Below are 17,221 nucleotides of genomic sequence, written 5' to 3' on the forward strand. Positions count from 1 at the left end.
GGTGTCGACCACCCGGTCGATGAGCTGCCGCAGCGACCACTCCCGCTCCGGGGTCCCCACCGCTCCCCGGAAGTACTTGGTGGTCACGATGTTGGAGCCCGACGTGGCGACCGCGCTCCGCCCGGTGCTGGCCCGCCTGCCCTGACCGCGACGGCCGCCGGCGTGCGGCCGACCGGCCGGCCGTGCGGCTCACGGCCACGGTGATCACGGACGGAAGTAGGCTGAGGGCATGTGGCAGTCGGAGGTGCGCGTCGACCTGGACGCGATCCGGGAGAACGTGGCCCGGCTCAAGTCGGGCACCAGCGCTGAGCTGATGGCGGTGGTCAAGGCCGACGGTTACGGCCACGGCATGCTCCCGGCGGCCCGCGCGGCGCTCGACGCCGGGGCGGACTGGCTCGGCGTCTGCACCCTCGACGAGGCACTCCTGCTGCGCCAGGAGGGCGTGACCGCGCCCGTGCTGGCCTGGCTGCTCGACCCGGGGCTGCCGCTGCACGACGGGATCGCGGTCGGCATCGACCTGGGCTGCGCCAGCCTCAGCCAGCTCGACGAGATGATCGAGGCGGGCCGGCGGGTGGACCGTCCGGCCCGGCTGCACCTCAAGATCGACACTGGGCTGTCCCGCGGCGGGGCCACCGTCGCCGACTGGCCGGCGCTGCTGGAGGCCGCCGCGAAGGCCCAGGCCGACGGCGTGGTCGAGGTGGTCGGCGTGTGGAGCCACTTCGTCTACGCGGATTCGCCCGGCCACCCGACCACCGACCGGCAGTTGGCCGTGTTCCACGAGGGGCTGGAGATGGTGGAGCGGGCCGGGTTGCGCCCCCGCTACCGGCACCTGGCCAACTCGGCGGCCACACTGACCCGTCCGGACACCCACTTCGACCTGGTCCGCCCCGGCCTGGCCGTCTACGGTCTCTCCCCGATCGAGGGCGAGCAGTTCGGCCTGCGCCCGGCGATGACCGCCCGGGCCCGGGTGATGCTGACCAAGCGGGTCCCGGCCGGCACCGGCGTCTCGTACGGCCACACCTACCTCACCGAGCAGGAGGCGAACCTGGCGGTCGTCCCGCTCGGCTACGCCGACGGGGTGCCCCGGCACGCCTCGAACACCGGCCCGGTGCAGCTCGCCGGCAAGCGGCGGACCATCTCCGGGCGGGTCTGCATGGACCAGTTCGTGGTCGACTGCGGCGACGACGAGGTGGCCGCCGGGGACGTGGCCACCCTCTTCGGCAGCGGCGCCGACGGCGAGCCCACCGCCGACGACTGGGCCGAGGCGGTCGGCACCATCAACTACGAGATCGTGACCCGGTTCGGCGGCGTCCGGGTGCCGCGCGTCTACGACGGCGAGCGCCCGTGAGCGCGAGGAGTGAGCCGAGGTTGCGAGCCCCGCAGGCGCGAACCGAGGTGGCGCGGTGAGTCAGCGGTTCCGGATTCCCCGGCCGCGCACCGCCGCGGGTCGGGTCGCGGGGGTGGTGGGCGCCGCGGTAGGCGTCGCCGCCGCCGGGCTGGCCGCCGGGGTGGTGAGCGAGCGGGTCCTGGTCCGCCGCCTCAAGTCCGACCCCACCGATCCCTACGCCGACGAGGTCTTCGGCGAGCAGCGCTACGACGCGGCGTACGAGCTGGAGATGCCGGACGGCACCGACGTCCACGTGGAGGTGGTCGAGGCGACCCGGCCGGTCGCCGGGCACCCGACCGTGGTGCTGGTGCACGGCTTCTGCCTGGACATGGGGACATTCCACTTCCAGCGCAAGCTGCTCGCCGCACGCGGCGACTACCGGGTCGTGGCCTACGACCAGCCCGGGCACGGCCGCTCCGGAAAGCTGGAGGGCGGCGACTACGACCTGGCCGCGCTGGGCCACACCCTGCGCCGGGTGATCGACGAGGTGGCCCCGGAGGGGCCGCTGGTGCTGGTCGGCCACTCGATGGGCGGCATGACGATCATGGCGCTGGCCGAGCTCTACCCGGAGCTGTTCGGCGACCGGGTGGTCGGCACGGTGCTGATGGCCACCTCGGGCGGGCTGCTCGCGGAGACCAAGCTGGTGGCGCCCGCGCTGCTCGGCCGGGTCGGCGCGCCGGTGATCTACATGATGAGCAACGCCACCCGGTACGGCGGCACGGTGATCGACAAGGCCCGCAAGTCGACCTCCAACGTGGCCTGGCTGCTCACCCGCAAGTACGGCTTCGGCACCCCGAAGCCCAGCCCGGCCCTCGTGTCGTACGTCGAGACCATGAACTCCCGCACCTCGGCCGACACGGTCACCCGCTACCTGCGTACCCTGGCCACCCACTCCCGGTTCCCGGCGCTGGCCGCGCTGGCCGGCACGCCGGTGCTGGTGATCGTGGGGGACAAGGACATGATCACGCCGGTCACCCACTCCGAGGAGATCGTCCGGCGGCTGCCGCACGCCGAGTTCGTGAAGATCCACGACAGCGGGCACGTGGTGATGCTGGAGCACGCCGACGAGGTGAACGTGGCGCTGGAGAGGTTCCTGGAGTCGCTGTGAGCGCGAGGAGTGAGCCGGGGTTGCGAGCCCCGCAGTCGCGAGCCGTGGAGTCGCTGTGAGTGTCGTGCTGGAGCTGAAGACGGTCGACGACACCCACGAGTTCGGCCGTCGGCTGGCCGGGGTGCTGCACGCCGGTGACCTGCTGCTGCTCAGCGGCCCGCTGGGCGCCGGCAAGACCGCGCTGACCCAGGGCATCGGCGCCGGCCTCGGGGTGCGCGGCGACATCACCTCGCCGACCTTCGTGATCGCCCGGGTGCACCGGCCGGATCCGGCCCGGGGCGGCCGGGTGACCCTGGTGCACGCCGACGCGTACCGGCTGGGGGAGTCGGCCGACCCGCGTGCCGAGATCGACGACCTGGACCTGGACGCCTCGGTGGACGAGGCGGTCACCGTGGTCGAGTGGGGCGAGGGGATGGTCGAGCAGCTGGTCGACGCGCACCTGCGGGTCCGCATCGACCGGCGCGACGACGACACCCGGGTGGTCACCCTGGAGCCGGTCGGCGGCGACTGGGCGGGGCGGCTGGCCACCCTGGACTGACCGCTGTCGTACCCGCTGCCTACAGTGCCGGGGACCGATCAGACGCCGTGAAAGGTTGCCGATGCCCGACGACGCCCCCACCCTCGACCTGCTGGCGCTCCTGCCCGACGCCTGGCGGGCGGCGCTCACCCCGCACCTCGACCCGGCCCGCACCGCCGCGCTGGCCGAGTTCGTCGCCGGGGAATATGCCACCCGCACGGTCTTCCCGCCGGTCGAGGACCTGTTCTCGGCCTACCGGCTGTGCGGGCCGGCGGAGACCCGGGTGCTGATCCTGGGGCAGGACCCCTACCACAAGGCGGGGCAGGCGCACGGGCTGAGCTTCAGCGTGCGCGACGGGGTGGCGGTGCCGCCGTCGCTGCGCAACGTCTTCAAGGAGCTGGGCGAGGACCTGGGCGTGCCGAAGCCGGCCGGCGGCAACCTGAACGGCTGGGCCGCGCAGGGGGTGCTGCTGCTCAACGCGGTGCTCACGGTCCGGCAGGCCACCCCGGGCTCGCACGCCAACAAGGGCTGGGAGGAGTTCACCGACGCCACCATCCGGGCCCTCGACGCGCTCGACCAGCGGGTGGTCTTCCTGCTCTGGGGCGGCTACGCGCGCAAGAAGGCCGCCCTGGTCACCAACCCGAACCACGTGGTGCTGGAGGCCGGCCACCCGAGCCCCATGAACCCGCGCGGCTTCCTGGGCAGCCGCCCGTTCAGCGCGGCCAACAAGGCGCTCGCCGACGCCGGCCTCCCCACGGTCGACTGGGAACGCTCCGCCGGCTGACCAACGACGCCGGCCGGATCCGCGTCGCCGGTCCGCACTCCGGGCTGAGCGGTGACGCGGGAGGGGCGTCACCGCCGGTAACCGGGGCGGCGACTAGGCTGGCATACCGTGCTCGTACTCGTGGTGGACTCCTCGACGCCCGCGGTGACCGCGGCGCTGGTCGAGGTCTCGGCGGACGGCGTCGCGCCCCGCGCGCAGCGGTGCACGGTCGACGCCCGGGCGCACGGCGAACTGCTCGCCCCGCAGGTCGACGCGGTGCTGTCCGACGCCGACGCCCGCCCCGCCGACCTGGCCGCGATCGTCGCCGGGCTCGGTCCGGGGCCGTTCACCGGGCTGCGGGTCGGCCTGGTCACCGCCGCCACCATGGGCCAGGTGCTCGGCATCCCCACGTACGGGGTCTGCTCGCTGGACGGGATCGGCCACCCGGTGGCGGTCGGCGAGCCGGTCCTGGCGGCCAGCGACGCCCGCCGCCGGGAGGTCTACTGGGCCGTCTACGACGGCGCCGGCCAGCGCATCGCCGGGCCGAACGTGGACACCCCGGCGGTCGCCGCCGGGCGGGCCCGGGAGCTGGCCGTGACCGTCGCGGTCGGTGACGGCGCGCACCGCTACGCGGACGTCCTCGGCCTGCCGGTCCGCGAGGAGCCGCGCTACCCGGACGCCCTGACGCTGGCCCGCCTCGCCGCGGAGCGGATCCGCGCGGGCGCCCCCGGCGAGCCGCTCACCCCGCTCTACCTGCGTCGCCCCGACGCGGTCGCGGCCACCGGCCACAAGCCGGTCCTACCGTGAGCGCGAGGAGTGAGCCGGGGTTGCGAGCCCCGCAGTCGCGAACAGAGGCGGCACCGTGAGCGCGAGGAGTGAGCCGGGGTTGCGAGCCCCGCAGTCGCGAACAGAGGCGGCACAGTGAGTCAGGTCCGACTGGGCCGGTTCCGCTGGTGGCACGTCGACCAGGTGCTGCCCCTGGAGGCGGACCTGTTCGGCGCCGAGCAGTGGTCCCCGGCGATGTTCTGGAACGAGCTGGCCAACGGCCACCGCTACCTGGTGGCCACCGACGAGGACGGCACGGTGCTCGGCTACGCCGGGCTCATGGTGGTGCCGCCCGACGAGGCGTGGGTGCAGAACGTCGCGGTCCGCCGGGACGCGCAGCGCCGGGGGATCGGCCGGCTGCTGCTGGAGGCGCTGCTCGCCGAGGCGGCCCGGCGCGGGGTGCGCAGCACGCTGCTGGAGGTCGCCGCCGACAACGCCCCCGCGCAGCGGCTCTACGCGATGTACGGCTTCGAGCCGATCGGCGTGCGCCGCGGCTACTACCAAGCGAGCAACACCGACGCGCTGGTCATGCAGCGCAACGAGGACTGACGAGCATGGCTGACGAACCACTGATTCTCGGCATCGAGACCTCCTGCGACGAGACCGGGGTGGGCATCGTCCGCGGGCACACCCTGCTCGCCGACGCGCTGGCCTCCAGCGTCGAGGAGCACGCCCGGTTCGGCGGCGTGGTGCCCGAGGTGGCCAGCCGCGCCCATCTGGAGGCCATCGTGCCGACCATGGACCGGGCGCTGCGCGAGGCCGGGGTGACGATCGCCGACATCGACGCGATCGCCGTCACCTCCGGGCCGGGCCTGGCCGGCGCGCTGCTCGTCGGGGTCGCCGCCGCCAAGGGGTACGCGGTGGCCGCCGAGAAGCCGGTGTACGGGGTGAACCACCTCGCCGCGCACGTGGCCGTGGACACCCTGGAACACGGCCCGCTGCCGGAGCCGGCCATCGCCCTGCTGGTCTCCGGCGGACACTCCTCGCTGCTGCGCGTCGACGACCTGGCCCGGAAGGTCACCCCGCTCGGCTCGACCATCGACGACGCGGCCGGCGAGGCGTTCGACAAGGTGGCCCGGCTGCTCGGGCTGCCCTTTCCGGGCGGCCCGTTCATCGACCGGGAGGCGCGCGCCGGCGACCCGGCGGCGATCGCGTTCCCGCGCGGGCTGACCGCGCCCAAGGACCTGGCCGGGCACCGCTACGACTTCTCCTTCTCGGGGCTGAAGACGGCGGTGGCCCGCTGGGTGGAGGCGCGGCAGCGGGCCGGCGAGCCGGTGCCGGTGGCCGACGTGGCCGCGTCCTTCCAGGAGGCGGTCTGCGACGTGCTGGTCGGCAAGGCACTGGACGCCTGCCGGAGCAGCGGCATCGACACCCTGGTGATCGGCGGCGGGGTGGCGGCCAACTCGCGGCTGCGCGCGATGGCCGAGCACCGGGCCGCGAAGCACGGCATCCGGGTGCGTACGCCCCGCCCGAAGCTCTGCACCGACAACGGCGCGATGGTGGCCGCGCTCGGCTCGCACCTGGTCGCCGCGGGCGTCGCCCCGAGCCGGCTGGACCTGCCGGCCGACTCCGCCATGCCGCTGACCGTGGTCAGCGTCTGAGGCGGGAGGGGACCGACGTGATCGTCCGGTTGTGGGAGGCGAAGGCCGAGCCGTACGGCTTCGCCGACCTGATCACCTGGGTGTGCGAGACCGCGCTGCCCGAGTTCGAGCACGAACCGCTGCACCTGTCCAGCGAGGTGTTCTCCTCCACCGACCACCGGGTGGTGGTGATCTCGAAGTGGCGGAGCAACCCGCGGGAACTGCCCGAGCCGCCCATGCGGCTGGTCGCCCGGCCGCCGCACAGCTGGGACTTCACGCAGGTCGATCGCTGACCCGGTGGCCCGCCCGAGCGGCGGGAAACTGGTTGGCGTCCGCCCCGGCCCGGCACCTAGCGTCGGGTGGTCATGCGCTTCTCACCCGCCGGCGATCCCGGCACCCCCGACACCCGGTCCGCCACCCGTTACCTCGGCTGGCTCGCCGGTCGGCACCCGCTGCTCTTCGGCGGCGCCCTCGCCCTCGGTGTCACCTGGATGGTGGCCCAGGCGCTGATGCCGGCCGCCGTCGGCCGGGCCGTCGACGCCGGCCTCACCCACCGCGACCCGGACGCCCTGCTCCGCTGGGGCCTCGTCCTGCTCGGGCTGGGCGTCGTCCAGGCGACGGCCGGCATCCTGCGACACCGCTGCGCGGTGCACAACTGGCTCGGCGCCGCCTACCGGACCGTGCAGGTCACCGTGGACGCCACCAACCGGCTCGGCGCCGCGCTGCCCCGCCGGGTCGCCGCGGGCGAGGTGGTGAGCATCGGTACGGCCGACATCGAGCACATCGGCAGCGCGGTCGACATCACGGCCCGGGGCACCGGGTCGGTGGTCGCCATCGGCACCGTGTCGGTGATCCTGCTCACCGCCTCCGTGCCGCTCGGCCTGGTGGTGGTGCTCGGGGTGCCGCTGCTCATGGCGCTGGTGGCGCTGCTGATCCGCCCGCTGCACCGGCAGCAGGCGGCGTACCGCGAGTCGACCGGCGAGCTGACCGCCCGGGCGGCCGACATCGTCTCCGGGCTGCGGGTGCTGCGCGGGGTGGGCGGGGAGCCGGTGCTGGGCGCCCGCTACCGGGAGCAGTCCCAGGCGCTGCGGGCCGACGGTCTGCGGGTGGCCCGGGTGGAGTCGCTGATCCAGGCCGCGCAGATCCTGCTGCCCGGCGTCTTCGTGGTGCTGGTGACCTGGCTCGGGGCCCGGTTCGCGCTGCGCGGCGAGATCAGCGCCGGCCAGCTCGTCTCCTTCTACGGCTACACCGCGTTCCTGGTCAGCCCGCTGCGCAACCTCACCGAGGCGGCCGACAAGCTGACCCGGGGGCACGTGGCGGCCCGGCGGGTGGTGCGGCTGCTCCGCCTCGCCCCCGAGTTCACCGACCCGGCGCGCCCGGTGCCGGTGCCCGAGGGGCCGGGCGAGCTGGTGGACGTGCGCTCCGGGCTGGTCCTGCGGCCGGGCCGGCTCACCGCGCTGGCCGCCACCGCGCCCGAGGACGCCGCCGAGATCGCCGACCGGCTCGGCCGGTACGTCGACGGGGACGTGACGCTGCACGGCGTACCGCTGCGGGACGTGGCGCTGGCGACGGTGCGTGAGCGGATCCTGGTGGCCGACAACGACGCGCAGCTGTTCAGCGGCGCGCTCCGCACGGAGCTGGACCCGCGCGACCGCGGCGACCACCGGGCGGTCGAGGCGGCGCTGGCCGCGGCGAGCGCGACGGACATCGTCGAGGCGCTGCCCGACGGCCTGGACAGCCCGGTCGCCGAGCGCGGCCGGGAGTTCTCCGGCGGGCAGCGGCAGCGGCTGCGGCTGGCCCGGGCGCTGGTCGCCGACCCGGAGACGCTGATCCTGGTCGAGCCGACCAGCGCGGTGGACGCGCACACCGAGGCGCGGATCGCCGACCGGCTGGCCACCGCCCGGCGCGGCCGGACCACGCTGGTCTGCACCACCAGCCCGCTGGTGCTCGGCCGGGCCGAGCACGTGGTCTTCGTGGAGGACGGCAAGGTGGTCGCCGAGGGTCGCCACGACGAGCTGCTCGCCGCCGAGCCCCGGTACCGGGCCGCGGTGAGCCGGGAGGAGGACCGGTGAGCAACGCCCTGCCCGTCGCCGACGCGCGCCAGGTCCGCCGGTACGCGCGGGAGCTGGCCCGCCGGCACCCGCGCGGCCTGGCCGCCGCGCTCGGCCTGCACGCGCTCGCCGCGGCGGCCGGCCTGGTCGCGCCCCGGCTCCTCGGCGACCTGGTCGAGGGGATCTCGCGCGGGGTCGGCGCGGTGACCGTCGACCGGATCGCCCTGGCCATCGCCGGTTTCGTGGTCGCCCAGTCGGTGCTGGTCCGCTTCGCCCACCTGGCCTCGGCCCGGCTCGGTGAGCGGGTCCTCGCCGAGCTGCGCGAGGAGTTCGTCGACCGGGTGCTCGCCCTGCCGCTGTCCACGGTGGAGCGGGCCGGCACCGGTGACCTGCTCACCCGCACCTCCCGGGACGTGGCCGCGCTCTCCCGGACGGTCCGGTTCGCCGCCCCGGAGACGCTGATCTCGGCGCTCACCGTGCTGCTGATCCTCGGCGCGCTGGTGCTGACCGGCCCGCTGCTGGTGCTGCCCTGCCTGCTCGCGGTGCCGATGCTGGTCGCCGGCACCCGCTGGTACCTGCGCCGGGCGCCGGCCGGCTACCTGCGGGAGAACGCCGCCTACTCCGACATCACCGACGGGATCAGCGAGACGGTCGAGGGGGCGCGGACCACCGAGGCGCTGCGCCAGCAGGGCCGCCGCCGGGCCCGCACCGACGCCGACATCCGCCGGTCGTACGCGGCCGAGTACTACACGCTGAAACTGCGGACGATCTTCTTCCCGGTCGCCGAGTTCGGCTACCTGCTGCCGGTGGTCGGCACCCTGCTGCTGGGCGGCTGGTTCTACCTGGAGGGCTGGGTCAGCCTCGGGCAGGTCACCGCGGCCACCCTCTACGCCCAGCAGCTCGTGGACCCGGTCGACCGGCTGCTCTCCTGGCTGGACGAGTTCCAGGTCGGCGGCGCCTCGCTGGCCCGGCTGCTCGGGGTGGCCGACGAGCCGGCCGACGCCGACAAGCCGGACGAGGCCACGCCGCCCGACCGGCGGCCGGTCACCGACGACGGGCGGATCGCCGCCCACGACGTCCGGTACGCGTACCGCGCCGGCCACGACGTGCTGCACGGGGTGACCCTGGTGCCCCGGCCGGGGGAGAAGCTGGCCATGGTCGGCCCGTCCGGCGCGGGGAAGTCCACCCTGGGCCGGCTGCTGGCCGGGGTGCACGCGCCGCGCGCCGGGGCGGTCACCGTCGACGGCCGGCCGCTCACCGGGCTGCCCCTGGCCGAGCTGCGCACCCACGTCGCGCTGGTCAGCCAGGAGCACCACGTGTTCATCGGCACGCTGGCCGACAACGTGGCGATGGTCCGCCCGGACGCCGGTCCCGCCGAGGTGCGCGCGGCGCTCGCCGCGGTCGACGCGCGGGACTGGGCGGAGGCGCTGCCGGACGGGCTGGACACCCGGGTCGGCGCCGGCGGGCATCCGCTCTCGCCCGCCCAGGCGCAGCAGCTCGCGCTGGCCCGGCTGGTGCTCGCCGACCCGCACACCCTGGTGCTGGACGAGGCGACGTCGCTGATCGACCCGCGAGCGGCCCGCGCGCTGGAACGCTCGCTGGCCGCGGTGCTCCAGGGCCGCACCGTCATCGCCATCGCGCACCGGCTCTTCTCCGCGCACGACGCGGACCGGGTCGCGGTGGTCGAGGACGGACGGATTACCGAGCTGGGGTCGCACGACGAGCTGGTCGCGGCCAACGGCTCGTACGCCGCCCTCTGGCGTTCCTGGCACGGCTGAGCGAAAAGGCCCCCACCGGCACACCGGTGGGGGCCTCACGCGTGCGGCACGGTCAGGTGCGGCGCAGCAGCCGCCAGGTCGCGTACCCGCCGGTGCCCAGCGCGAGCAGGAAGACGGCCCACACCACGGTGGTGCTGACCTGGAGCCCGGCGTTGCTGCCGACGTTGGCCCCGGCGGCGGCGATCAACGAGTCGCTCTGCGCCGGGGGCATCGCGGGAGGCGGGAGCTGCTGCCAGCGGACCAGCCCGGTGCTCTCCAGCATCAGCATGTGATTGGTGACGAAGGTGTTCGTCTGGTCGGCGAGCTTGCGCACGATCGGATCCCGGGTGCTGGCCCGGACCGCGCCGATCACCGGGAAGATGTTGCCGTGCGCGACCCGCAGCCGGGTCACGAAGATCTGGTCGAACTGGGCGCCGGTGGCGTTCTGCATCTCGGTCAGCCAGCCCTGCTGCTGGGTGGTCGGGGTGGTGGGCAGGGTGGCGCCCAGCTTGTTCGCGGCCTCGACCACGAGCTGGTCCAGGACGCCGTGCTGTCGCGCGATCTCCGCGCCGATCTCCCGCACCCGCTTCGACTGGCCCTTCTCGGCAGCCATCTGCCCGGCCGGCATCTCCCAGAGCCCGGCCAGCCGTACCCCGTTGAGCAGCGTCATGTCGGCGGCGTTCAACTGCACACCGGGGTTGGGCGCGGCGTGGGCCGCGCCGGGAAGGACGCCGATCCCCGCGCCGAGCGCGACGAGCAGCAGGATCACCCGGTGCGCCAGCCGGCGGCGTGCGGATTCCAGCGGTGCCATGGTTGCGGTGCCTCCTCGGTCCGGACCGGTACGCGGGATGGCGCGGACGGCCGCCCCCGCGGCCGTCCGTCCGCACACTGGTACGGACCACGAGCCGATTCAGTTCACCGCGACCGGCGGCCGGTCAGCCGACGTCGAGCGGGTCGGCGAGGAGCCGTTCGAAGGCCAGCTCGGCGGCGCCGACCAGCGCCGCGTCGTCACCGAGCTTCGGGGTGCGCAGCCGCACGTGCTCCAGGCAGGCCGGCAGCCCGTTGGAGTTGAGCCGGCTGCGCACCTGGGCCGCGGCGGCCAGGTAGAGGTCGCGCATGGTGCCGCCGAAGATGACCATCTCCGGATTGAAGATGTTGACCAGGTTGGCCACGCCGAAGCCGAGCCAGTCGCCGGCCTGCCGCACCGCGGTCTGGGCCCGCGCGTCGCCCCGGTCGGCGGCGTCGAAGACGGCCAGCAGGGCCTCCCGGCCCCGGGCGTCGGAGCGGCCGGCGGCCCGGAGCAGGCCGTGCTCGCCGATCTCGGTCTCCCAGCAGCCGCGCCGCCCGCAGTCGCAGCGCACGCCGTCGCGGACCACCACCATGTGGCCGACCTCGCCGCTGTAGCCGCCGTGTCCGGTGAGCCGCCGCCCGCCGGCGATGATGCCGGCGCCGACGCCGACGTCCCCGTACAGGTAGATGACGTTGTCGCAGCCGGCCGCGGCGCCCCGGGCGTGCTCGGCGAAGGCGGCCACGTCGGCCACGTTGCCCACGGTGATGGGCACGTCGACGCCCAGCTCGGCGGCGAGCGCCGCGCCGATCGGCTCGTCCACCCAGCCGGTGGTCGGGCTGAGCCGGACCAGCCCGTCCTCGCGGCGGACCATGCCGCAGACCGCCACCCCGGCTCCGACGCAGATCGAGTCGGGCGGCACCGCCCGGTGCATCTCCCGGACCGCGTCGGCCAGCAGCGGAGCGGCTTCCCCGGCGAGCAGGTTCCGCGGCCGTTCCAGCTCCCGGCGGTCGAGCACCTCACCGCCGAGCCCGACCCGCGCGGCCCGCAGCCGGTCCACCTCGACGCTGTACGCGTACGCGTAGACCCGGGCCGACTCGGGCCGGACGACCAGCGAGGGTCGTCCGGCCCGGCCGGTCTCCTTCGGCGTCCCCTCGCTGACCAGACCGGCGCCGGCCAGGTCGGCGGTCAGCGCGCCGATGGTGCTGCGGTTGAGGCCGAGCGCGGTGGTCAGCTCCGCGCGGGTGGTGGCCCCGCGCACGTGCACGTAGCGGAGCAACGCGCCCAGGTTCTGCCGACGGATCTCGTCCTGGCTCGGTCCCGCGCGCATCGCCACCGTCATGTCCGTACCGGGGGTCAGCGGGTGCCCGTGGCGGCGGCCCGCCGCCGGGACAGCGCGTCGATCGTGGCGGCGGCGAGCAGGACCACGCCGGTGACCACGTACTTCACGCCCGAGCTGTAACCCATCAGTCCCATACCGTTGTCGATCACCGCGACCACCGCGCCACCGAGCACGGCGTCGAGGACCCGGCCCTTGCCGCCGAAGAGGCTGGTGCCGCCGATCACCGCCGCGCCGACGGCGTAGAGCAGTACGTTACTGCCACCGGTGTTGGGGTCGACCGAGTTGGCCCGGCTGGCCGCCACGATGCCGCCGATCGCCGCCATCGTGGAGCAGATGACGAAGACGGAGATGCGGATCCGGTCGACGTTGATGCCGGCCCGACGGGCCGCCTCGGCGTTGCCGCCGACCGCGTAGACGTGCCGGCCGTAGCTGGTGCGCTGGAGCACGAAGGTCCAGAGCACCAGCAGGAGCGCGATGATCGGCACCACGATCGGCACGCCCTTGAGCGAGACGACCAGCACGTTGCGGCTGCGCTCCAGGTTGAGCACGTAGACCGCGGCGCCGAGGATGACGGCGAGGCCGGCGATCCGGGCGACCACCACCGCGATCGGGTCGGTGAGCAGGCCGCGCGCGGCCCGGTTGCGGTGCCGCAGCAGTTGCACGGCCGCGTACCCGGCGACGGCCACCGCGGCCAGCGCCCAGCCGATCGCGGGGGAGAGGTTGCGGTTGGCGATGGCGAGGAGGACCTCGTCCCGCACCGAGATGTTGGAGCCCTCCTTCATGAGCATCAGCACGATGCCCTGGAAGGCGAGGAAGCCGGCCAGGGTGACCACGAAGGAGGGGATGCCGACCTTCGCGACCAGCAGGCCGAGCCCGATGCCGATCGCCAGGCCGGTGGCGACGGCGGCGAGCACCGCGACGTACCACGGGTAGCCGAGCTCGGTGACCACGTTGGCCAGGATGGCGGCGCAGACGCCGCTGGCGAAGCCGGCGGAGAGGTCGATCTCGCCGAGCAGCAGGACGAAGACCAGACCCATCGCGATCAGGGTGACCGCGGCGCCCTGGGTGAACAGGTTGGCGAAGTTGCCGGCGGTGAAGAACGAGGGGCGGGCGATCGAGAAGCCGACGGCGAGCGCCAGGAGCATGAAGACCGCGGGCAGCGCGCCGATGTCGCCACCGCGTACCCGGCGCCAGTAGTTGCTGAAGTGGGTGCCGACGGTGGGCGCCGGCGCGACCGCGGCGGGGCCCTCCTTCTTCACGGCGGTGGTGGTCATCGGACGGCTCCTGGGGTGGTGTCGGCGGGCGCGGCGCCGGTGCCGTTGCTGCCCTGGTCGGCGAGGCCGAGGTTGCCGGAGCGACCGGCGGTGATCAGCTCGACCACCTGCGAGTGCGTGATGTCGCTGGTCTTCACCTGGGCGACCATCTGGCCGAGGTAGAGCGCGGCGATGCGGTCGGAGACCGCGAAGACGTCGTTCATGTTGTGCGAGATGAGCACCACGGCCAGGCCGTTGTCGGCCAGCCGGCGGACCAGCTCCAGCACCTGGGCGGTCTGCGCGACGCCGAGGGCGGCGGTGGGCTCGTCCAGGATGACCAGCTTGCTGTTCCAGAGCACCGCCTTGGCGATGGCCACGGTCTGCCGCTGGCCGCCGGAGAGGCTGGCCACGTGCTGGCGCAGCGACTTGACGGTCCGCACGCTCAGCCCGGCCAGGGTCTCGGCGGCCATCTGCTCCATGGTCGGCTCGTCGAGCACGATGCCGCTGCGCTTCTCCCGGCCGAGGAACATGTTCTGCACGATGTCGAGGTTGTCGCAGAGCGCGAGGTCCTGGTAGACGACCTCGATGCCCAGCCCGGCGGCGTCGCGCGGGCTGTTGATGCTCACCGGCCTGCCGTCGAAGTGGAACTCGCCGCCGTCGGTGGGGTAGATGCCGCTGATGCACTTGACCAGGGTCGACTTGCCGGCGCCGTTGTCGCCGACCAGCGCGGTCACCTCGCCGGGGTACGCGGCGAAGGCCACGTCACGCAGCACCTGGACGGGACCGAAGCTCTTGTCGATCCCGCGTAGCTCCAGCAGGGGGGTTGCGGACACGGGGTTCTCCTTCGGAACGGAGGGAGGTCTCGGATCCCGTCCGGCGTGGGCGCCGCCCGGCACGGAGTACCGTGCCGGGCGGCGCCGCCTGAAGCGGGGGGTGGGTCAGCTGATGCCGGCGTCCGCGCAGAGCTTGGCGAAGTTGCCGGTGCAGAGCTCGTCCTTGGTGATGTAGCCGTCGGCCACGACGTCCTTGACGTTGTCCTTGTAGATCGCCTTCGGCTCCAGCAGCACGGACGGGACGTCCCGGCCGCCCTCCGGGTCCTTGACCGTCTGGCCGGTGTCCTTCTTCTGGCCCTTGGCCAGCCCGATGGCCAGCTCGGCGGCCGCGTCGGCCTCCTTCTTGACCGCCTTGTAGACCGTCATGCACTGGTCACCGACGAGGATGTTCTGGAGACCTTCCTTGGTGGCGTCCTGGCCGGTCACCGGCACCTTGCCGTTGAGCTTGTTCTTCTTCAGCACGGAGATGGCCGCGTTGCCGAGACCGTCGTTGGCGGCCAGCACGCCGTCGATCTTGCCGCCGGCCTTGGTGAGCTGCTGCTCGAAGATCGTGGCGGCCTGCGCGTTGTCCCAGGCCGGCACCGAGTCGTCGGCGACCTTGGTGTACTCCTTCGCGTCGAACTTCGGCTTGAGCACCGAGTCGTACCCGTTCTTGAACAGGGTCGCGTTGTTGTCGGTCGGGGAGCCGTTGAGGTAGGCGATCGACGGGTTCTTGGCGCCCTTGTCGGTCAGGCACTTGCTCAGGCCCTCGCCCTGGAGCTTGCCGACCGCCTCGTTGTCGAAGCTGACGTAGTACTGGGCGGAGCCGCCCAGGGTCAGCCGGTCGTAGTCGATGGTGGCCACGCCCTGCGACTTGGCCTTGTCGAGCACGGCCTTGCCGGTGCCGGAGTCCAGGTTGACGATCATCAGCACGTTGACGCCGTTGGTGATCATCTGGTCGGCGATGGTCTGGAAGGCGTTCTTGTCGTTCTGGGCGTTCTGGATGTCCGACTCGACGCCGGCCGCGTCGAACGCCTCCTTGAGGAACTTGCGGTCCGCGCCCTCCCAGCGGGCGGAGGACTTGCTGTCCGGGAGGATGACGCCGATCTTCGGCTTCTTGTCGGTCGAGCCGCCGGCCTGGTCGGAACCGCCGTTGTCACCGCAGGCGGCCATGCTGCCGGTCGCGAGAAGACCGACGGCCGCGAAGGTGAGGAAGCCCTTGCGCATATGCATGGGTCCTTTCGGGGGTTGGGGGAGCTGTTGTCGGTGTTTTGTTGTGCCCGGCAACGTATTCCTCCCCTTGCGCGGCGCGCAAGAGAGCCGAGGTCAGAAGTTTGTTGGCGGCAGTAACAATTCAGCAACGCAACCGACACCCCGGCGTCACCCGGCGGAGAGCGCTCCATCGCCGGCGGGCGAAAACGCTCCCATGTGTCCGGTCGGCGGGGCTCAGCCGGTCGCGATCGGCGCGGTGACGGCCTCGGTCAGCGCGACCAGATCGGCGGGGGCGAGTTGCAGTTGCAGGCCCCGGCGCCCCGCCGAGACGTAGACGGTCGGATGCTCCAATGCGGACGCGTCGACGACCGTGGGCAGCCGCTTGCGCTGGCCGAGCGGGCTGATCCCGCCGCGGACGTAACCGGTGGCGCGCTCGGCCACCGTCCGGTCCGCCATGGCCGCCCGCTTGCCGCCGACCGCCGCGGCGAGGGCCTTGAGGTCCAGCTCGCCGGTGACCGGCACGACCGCCACGGTCAGCCCGCCGTCGACCTCGGTGACCAGCGACTTGAACACCTGGGCCGGGGGCACCCCGAGCGCCGCCGCGACCAGCGCGCCGTAGTTCGGCGCCTCCGGCGAGACGTCGTACGGGTGGGTGCTGTGGGCGATTTTCCGTTTGGAAAGTAGTGCCGTCGCCGGAGTGCCCTGTCCCGCCATGACCGACAAGCTAACCGGCCGCCGCCCGCCGGTCGAGCCGAAAACCGTCAGGCGGGAAGCGGCCGGCAGATCAGCACGGTCGGGGCGGCGGCCACCCGGGTCAGCACCAGGCTGGCCGCCGCGTCGCCGGCCAGCTTCAGGTCCCGGCGCAGCTTCTCCGGTTCCAGCGCCGAGCCACGCTTGAGGATCTCCACGCGGCCGACCCGGCGCTCCCGCAGCAGGGCGCGCAGCCGCTTCAGCGAGAACGGCAGCACGTCGGTGATCTCCAGGCAGCGGGCGAACGGGGTCGGCCGGGCCGCGTCGCCGTAGAGATAGGCGATGCTCGGGTCGGCCAGCGTCGCGTCGAGGTCACCCGCCAGCTCGGCGACCAGGTGCGCGCGCACCACCGACGGGTCCGGGTCGTACAGGTAGCGGCGGGTCGCTCCGACCGGCGCCTCCGCGTCGCCCGCGCCGCTCAGCACGTGTGCGGTGTCGCCCCGGAGCACGGTGGCCCGGCGCGGCACCTCGGCCAGCGCCCCGCACCAGAGCGCCGCCTCGACCAGGTCGCCGTCGACGCTCACCCACTCCGCCTCGGCGCCGGGCGGGATCAGCGCGTGGTCCAGCCCCGGGGCCACCTTCACCACCGTGCGCGGCACCCGCTCGGCCAGCCCGGTCACGAAGTCCCACGGCGGCGAGTAGTCGTTCGGGTCGAAGATCCGCCGGCCGGTGCCGGCCTTTCGCCGGGCCGGGTCGCAGAAGACCCCGTCGACCCGGGTCACGTCGAACGCCGTGGCGTCCCCGCACTCCACCGTGAACCGGTCGGCCAGCCCGGCCGCCTCGGCGTTCGCGGCCGCCATCGCGGCGGTCAGCGGGTCGGCCTCGACGCCGTACACCCGGATGCCGGTGCGGGCCGCGGCGAGCGCGTCCGCCCCGAGACCGCATCCCAGGTCGGCGAGCGTGGCGACGCCCGCGGCGCGCAGGCGCTCCGCCCGGCGCCGCGCGACGACCCCCCGGGTGGCCTGCTCCAGCCCCGCCCGGGTGAGGAACATGCCGGACGCCGCCGTGCTCGGCGTCGCCGTCGGCGTCGTGCTCGTGCTGGTGGGCGTCGAGACGATCCGGGACCGTCGCCGGTCC

At 73.9% G+C, this 17,221-nt stretch carries 16 protein-coding genes and 1 pseudogene; 10 read left to right on the top strand and 7 right to left on the bottom strand.

The window, feature by feature from the left end; all coding sequences use genetic code 11:
* The first annotated feature begins 229 nt into the window (after positions 1 to 229).
* From alr to ABZV78_RS28295, 10 genes are all read left to right on the top strand, one after another.
* Positions 230 to 1,348, top strand: a complete 1,119-nt coding sequence (alr, locus tag ABZV78_RS28250; RefSeq protein WP_355643392.1) for an alanine racemase — start codon at positions 230 to 232, stop codon at positions 1,346 to 1,348.
* 55 nt (positions 1,349 to 1,403) lie between these two features.
* Positions 1,404 to 2,495, top strand: a complete 1,092-nt coding sequence (locus tag ABZV78_RS28255; RefSeq protein WP_355643394.1) for an alpha/beta hydrolase — start codon at positions 1,404 to 1,406, stop codon at positions 2,493 to 2,495.
* Positions 2,496 to 2,550: 55 nt separating this feature from the next.
* Positions 2,551 to 3,033 carry a tRNA (adenosine(37)-N6)-threonylcarbamoyltransferase complex ATPase subunit type 1 TsaE gene (gene tsaE, locus ABZV78_RS28260; RefSeq protein WP_355643396.1) on the top strand — a complete coding sequence of 161 codons (483 nt, stop codon included), beginning with the start codon at positions 2,551 to 2,553 and terminating at the stop codon, positions 3,031 to 3,033.
* A 61-nt stretch (positions 3,034 to 3,094) separates the two neighbouring features.
* On the top strand, positions 3,095 to 3,796 hold the full coding sequence (gene ung / locus ABZV78_RS28265) for a uracil-DNA glycosylase (protein WP_355643398.1): 702 nt from the start codon (positions 3,095 to 3,097) through the stop codon (positions 3,794 to 3,796).
* A gap of 108 nt (positions 3,797 to 3,904) precedes the next feature.
* The gene (tsaB, locus tag ABZV78_RS28270; protein ID WP_355643400.1) at positions 3,905 to 4,582 is read left to right on the top strand and encodes a tRNA (adenosine(37)-N6)-threonylcarbamoyltransferase complex dimerization subunit type 1 TsaB; all 678 of its coding nucleotides are present in this window, start codon (positions 3,905 to 3,907) and stop codon (positions 4,580 to 4,582) included.
* A gap of 114 nt (positions 4,583 to 4,696) precedes the next feature.
* Positions 4,697 to 5,149 (top strand): ribosomal protein S18-alanine N-acetyltransferase, encoded by a 453-nt coding sequence (gene rimI, locus ABZV78_RS28275; protein WP_355643402.1) that lies wholly within the window; start codon positions 4,697 to 4,699, stop codon positions 5,147 to 5,149.
* A gap of 5 nt (positions 5,150 to 5,154) precedes the next feature.
* Positions 5,155 to 6,201 carry a tRNA (adenosine(37)-N6)-threonylcarbamoyltransferase complex transferase subunit TsaD gene (gene tsaD / locus ABZV78_RS28280; RefSeq protein WP_355643404.1) on the top strand — a complete coding sequence of 349 codons (1,047 nt, stop codon included), beginning with the start codon at positions 5,155 to 5,157 and terminating at the stop codon, positions 6,199 to 6,201.
* 17 nt (positions 6,202 to 6,218) lie between these two features.
* Entirely contained in the window at positions 6,219 to 6,473 is a 255-nt protein-coding gene (locus ABZV78_RS28285; RefSeq protein WP_355643406.1) for a hypothetical protein, read from the top strand.
* Positions 6,474 to 6,545: 72 nt separating this feature from the next.
* Positions 6,546 to 8,252, top strand: coding sequence for an ABC transporter ATP-binding protein (locus ABZV78_RS28290; protein ID WP_355643408.1), 1,707 nt, complete (start codon positions 6,546 to 6,548; stop codon positions 8,250 to 8,252).
* Complete coding sequence (locus ABZV78_RS28295) at positions 8,249 to 10,009, top strand: ABC transporter ATP-binding protein (RefSeq protein ID WP_355643410.1); 1,761 nt, start codon at positions 8,249 to 8,251, stop codon at positions 10,007 to 10,009. The genes ABZV78_RS28290 and ABZV78_RS28295 overlap by 4 nt, the downstream gene beginning before the upstream one ends.
* A gap of 52 nt (positions 10,010 to 10,061) precedes the next feature.
* Here the strand turns inward: ABZV78_RS28295 and ABZV78_RS28300 are convergent, their stop codons facing one another.
* The 7 genes and pseudogenes from ABZV78_RS28300 to ABZV78_RS28330 all read right to left on the bottom strand — a co-directional run.
* A complete protein-coding gene (locus ABZV78_RS28300; RefSeq protein ID WP_355643412.1) occupies positions 10,062 to 10,799 on the bottom strand; it encodes a DUF4142 domain-containing protein in 738 nt (245 codons plus the stop codon).
* Between the two features lie 124 nt (positions 10,800 to 10,923).
* On the bottom strand, positions 10,924 to 12,105 hold the full coding sequence (locus ABZV78_RS28305; RefSeq protein ID WP_355643414.1) for an ROK family protein: 1,182 nt from the start codon (positions 12,103 to 12,105) through the stop codon (positions 10,924 to 10,926).
* A gap of 26 nt (positions 12,106 to 12,131) precedes the next feature.
* Positions 12,132 to 13,391, bottom strand: a complete 1,260-nt coding sequence (locus ABZV78_RS28310) for an ABC transporter permease (RefSeq protein ID WP_355643416.1) — start codon at positions 13,389 to 13,391, stop codon at positions 12,132 to 12,134.
* On the bottom strand, positions 13,388 to 14,203 hold the full coding sequence (locus ABZV78_RS28315) for an ATP-binding cassette domain-containing protein (protein ID WP_355643418.1): 816 nt from the start codon (positions 14,201 to 14,203) through the stop codon (positions 13,388 to 13,390). Before ABZV78_RS28315 ends, ABZV78_RS28310 begins: the two co-directional genes overlap by 4 nt.
* A 105-nt stretch (positions 14,204 to 14,308) precedes the next feature.
* A complete protein-coding gene (locus tag ABZV78_RS28320) occupies positions 14,309 to 15,409 on the bottom strand; it encodes a substrate-binding domain-containing protein (protein WP_355643422.1) in 1,101 nt (366 codons plus the stop codon).
* A 219-nt stretch (positions 15,410 to 15,628) separates the two neighbouring features.
* On the bottom strand, positions 15,629 to 16,108 hold the full coding sequence (gene ybaK / locus ABZV78_RS28325; RefSeq protein WP_355643420.1) for a Cys-tRNA(Pro) deacylase: 480 nt from the start codon (positions 16,106 to 16,108) through the stop codon (positions 15,629 to 15,631).
* 47 nt (positions 16,109 to 16,155) lie between these two features.
* Positions 16,156 to 17,148, bottom strand: a pseudogene (locus ABZV78_RS28330) (methyltransferase domain-containing protein); the annotation flags it as partial.
* Positions 17,149 to 17,221 lie beyond the last annotated feature (73 nt).

Origin of the sequence: Micromonospora sp. NPDC004540, assembly GCF_040610095.1 — a bacterium.
Taxonomy (GTDB): Bacteria; Actinomycetota; Actinomycetes; order Mycobacteriales; family Micromonosporaceae; genus Micromonospora.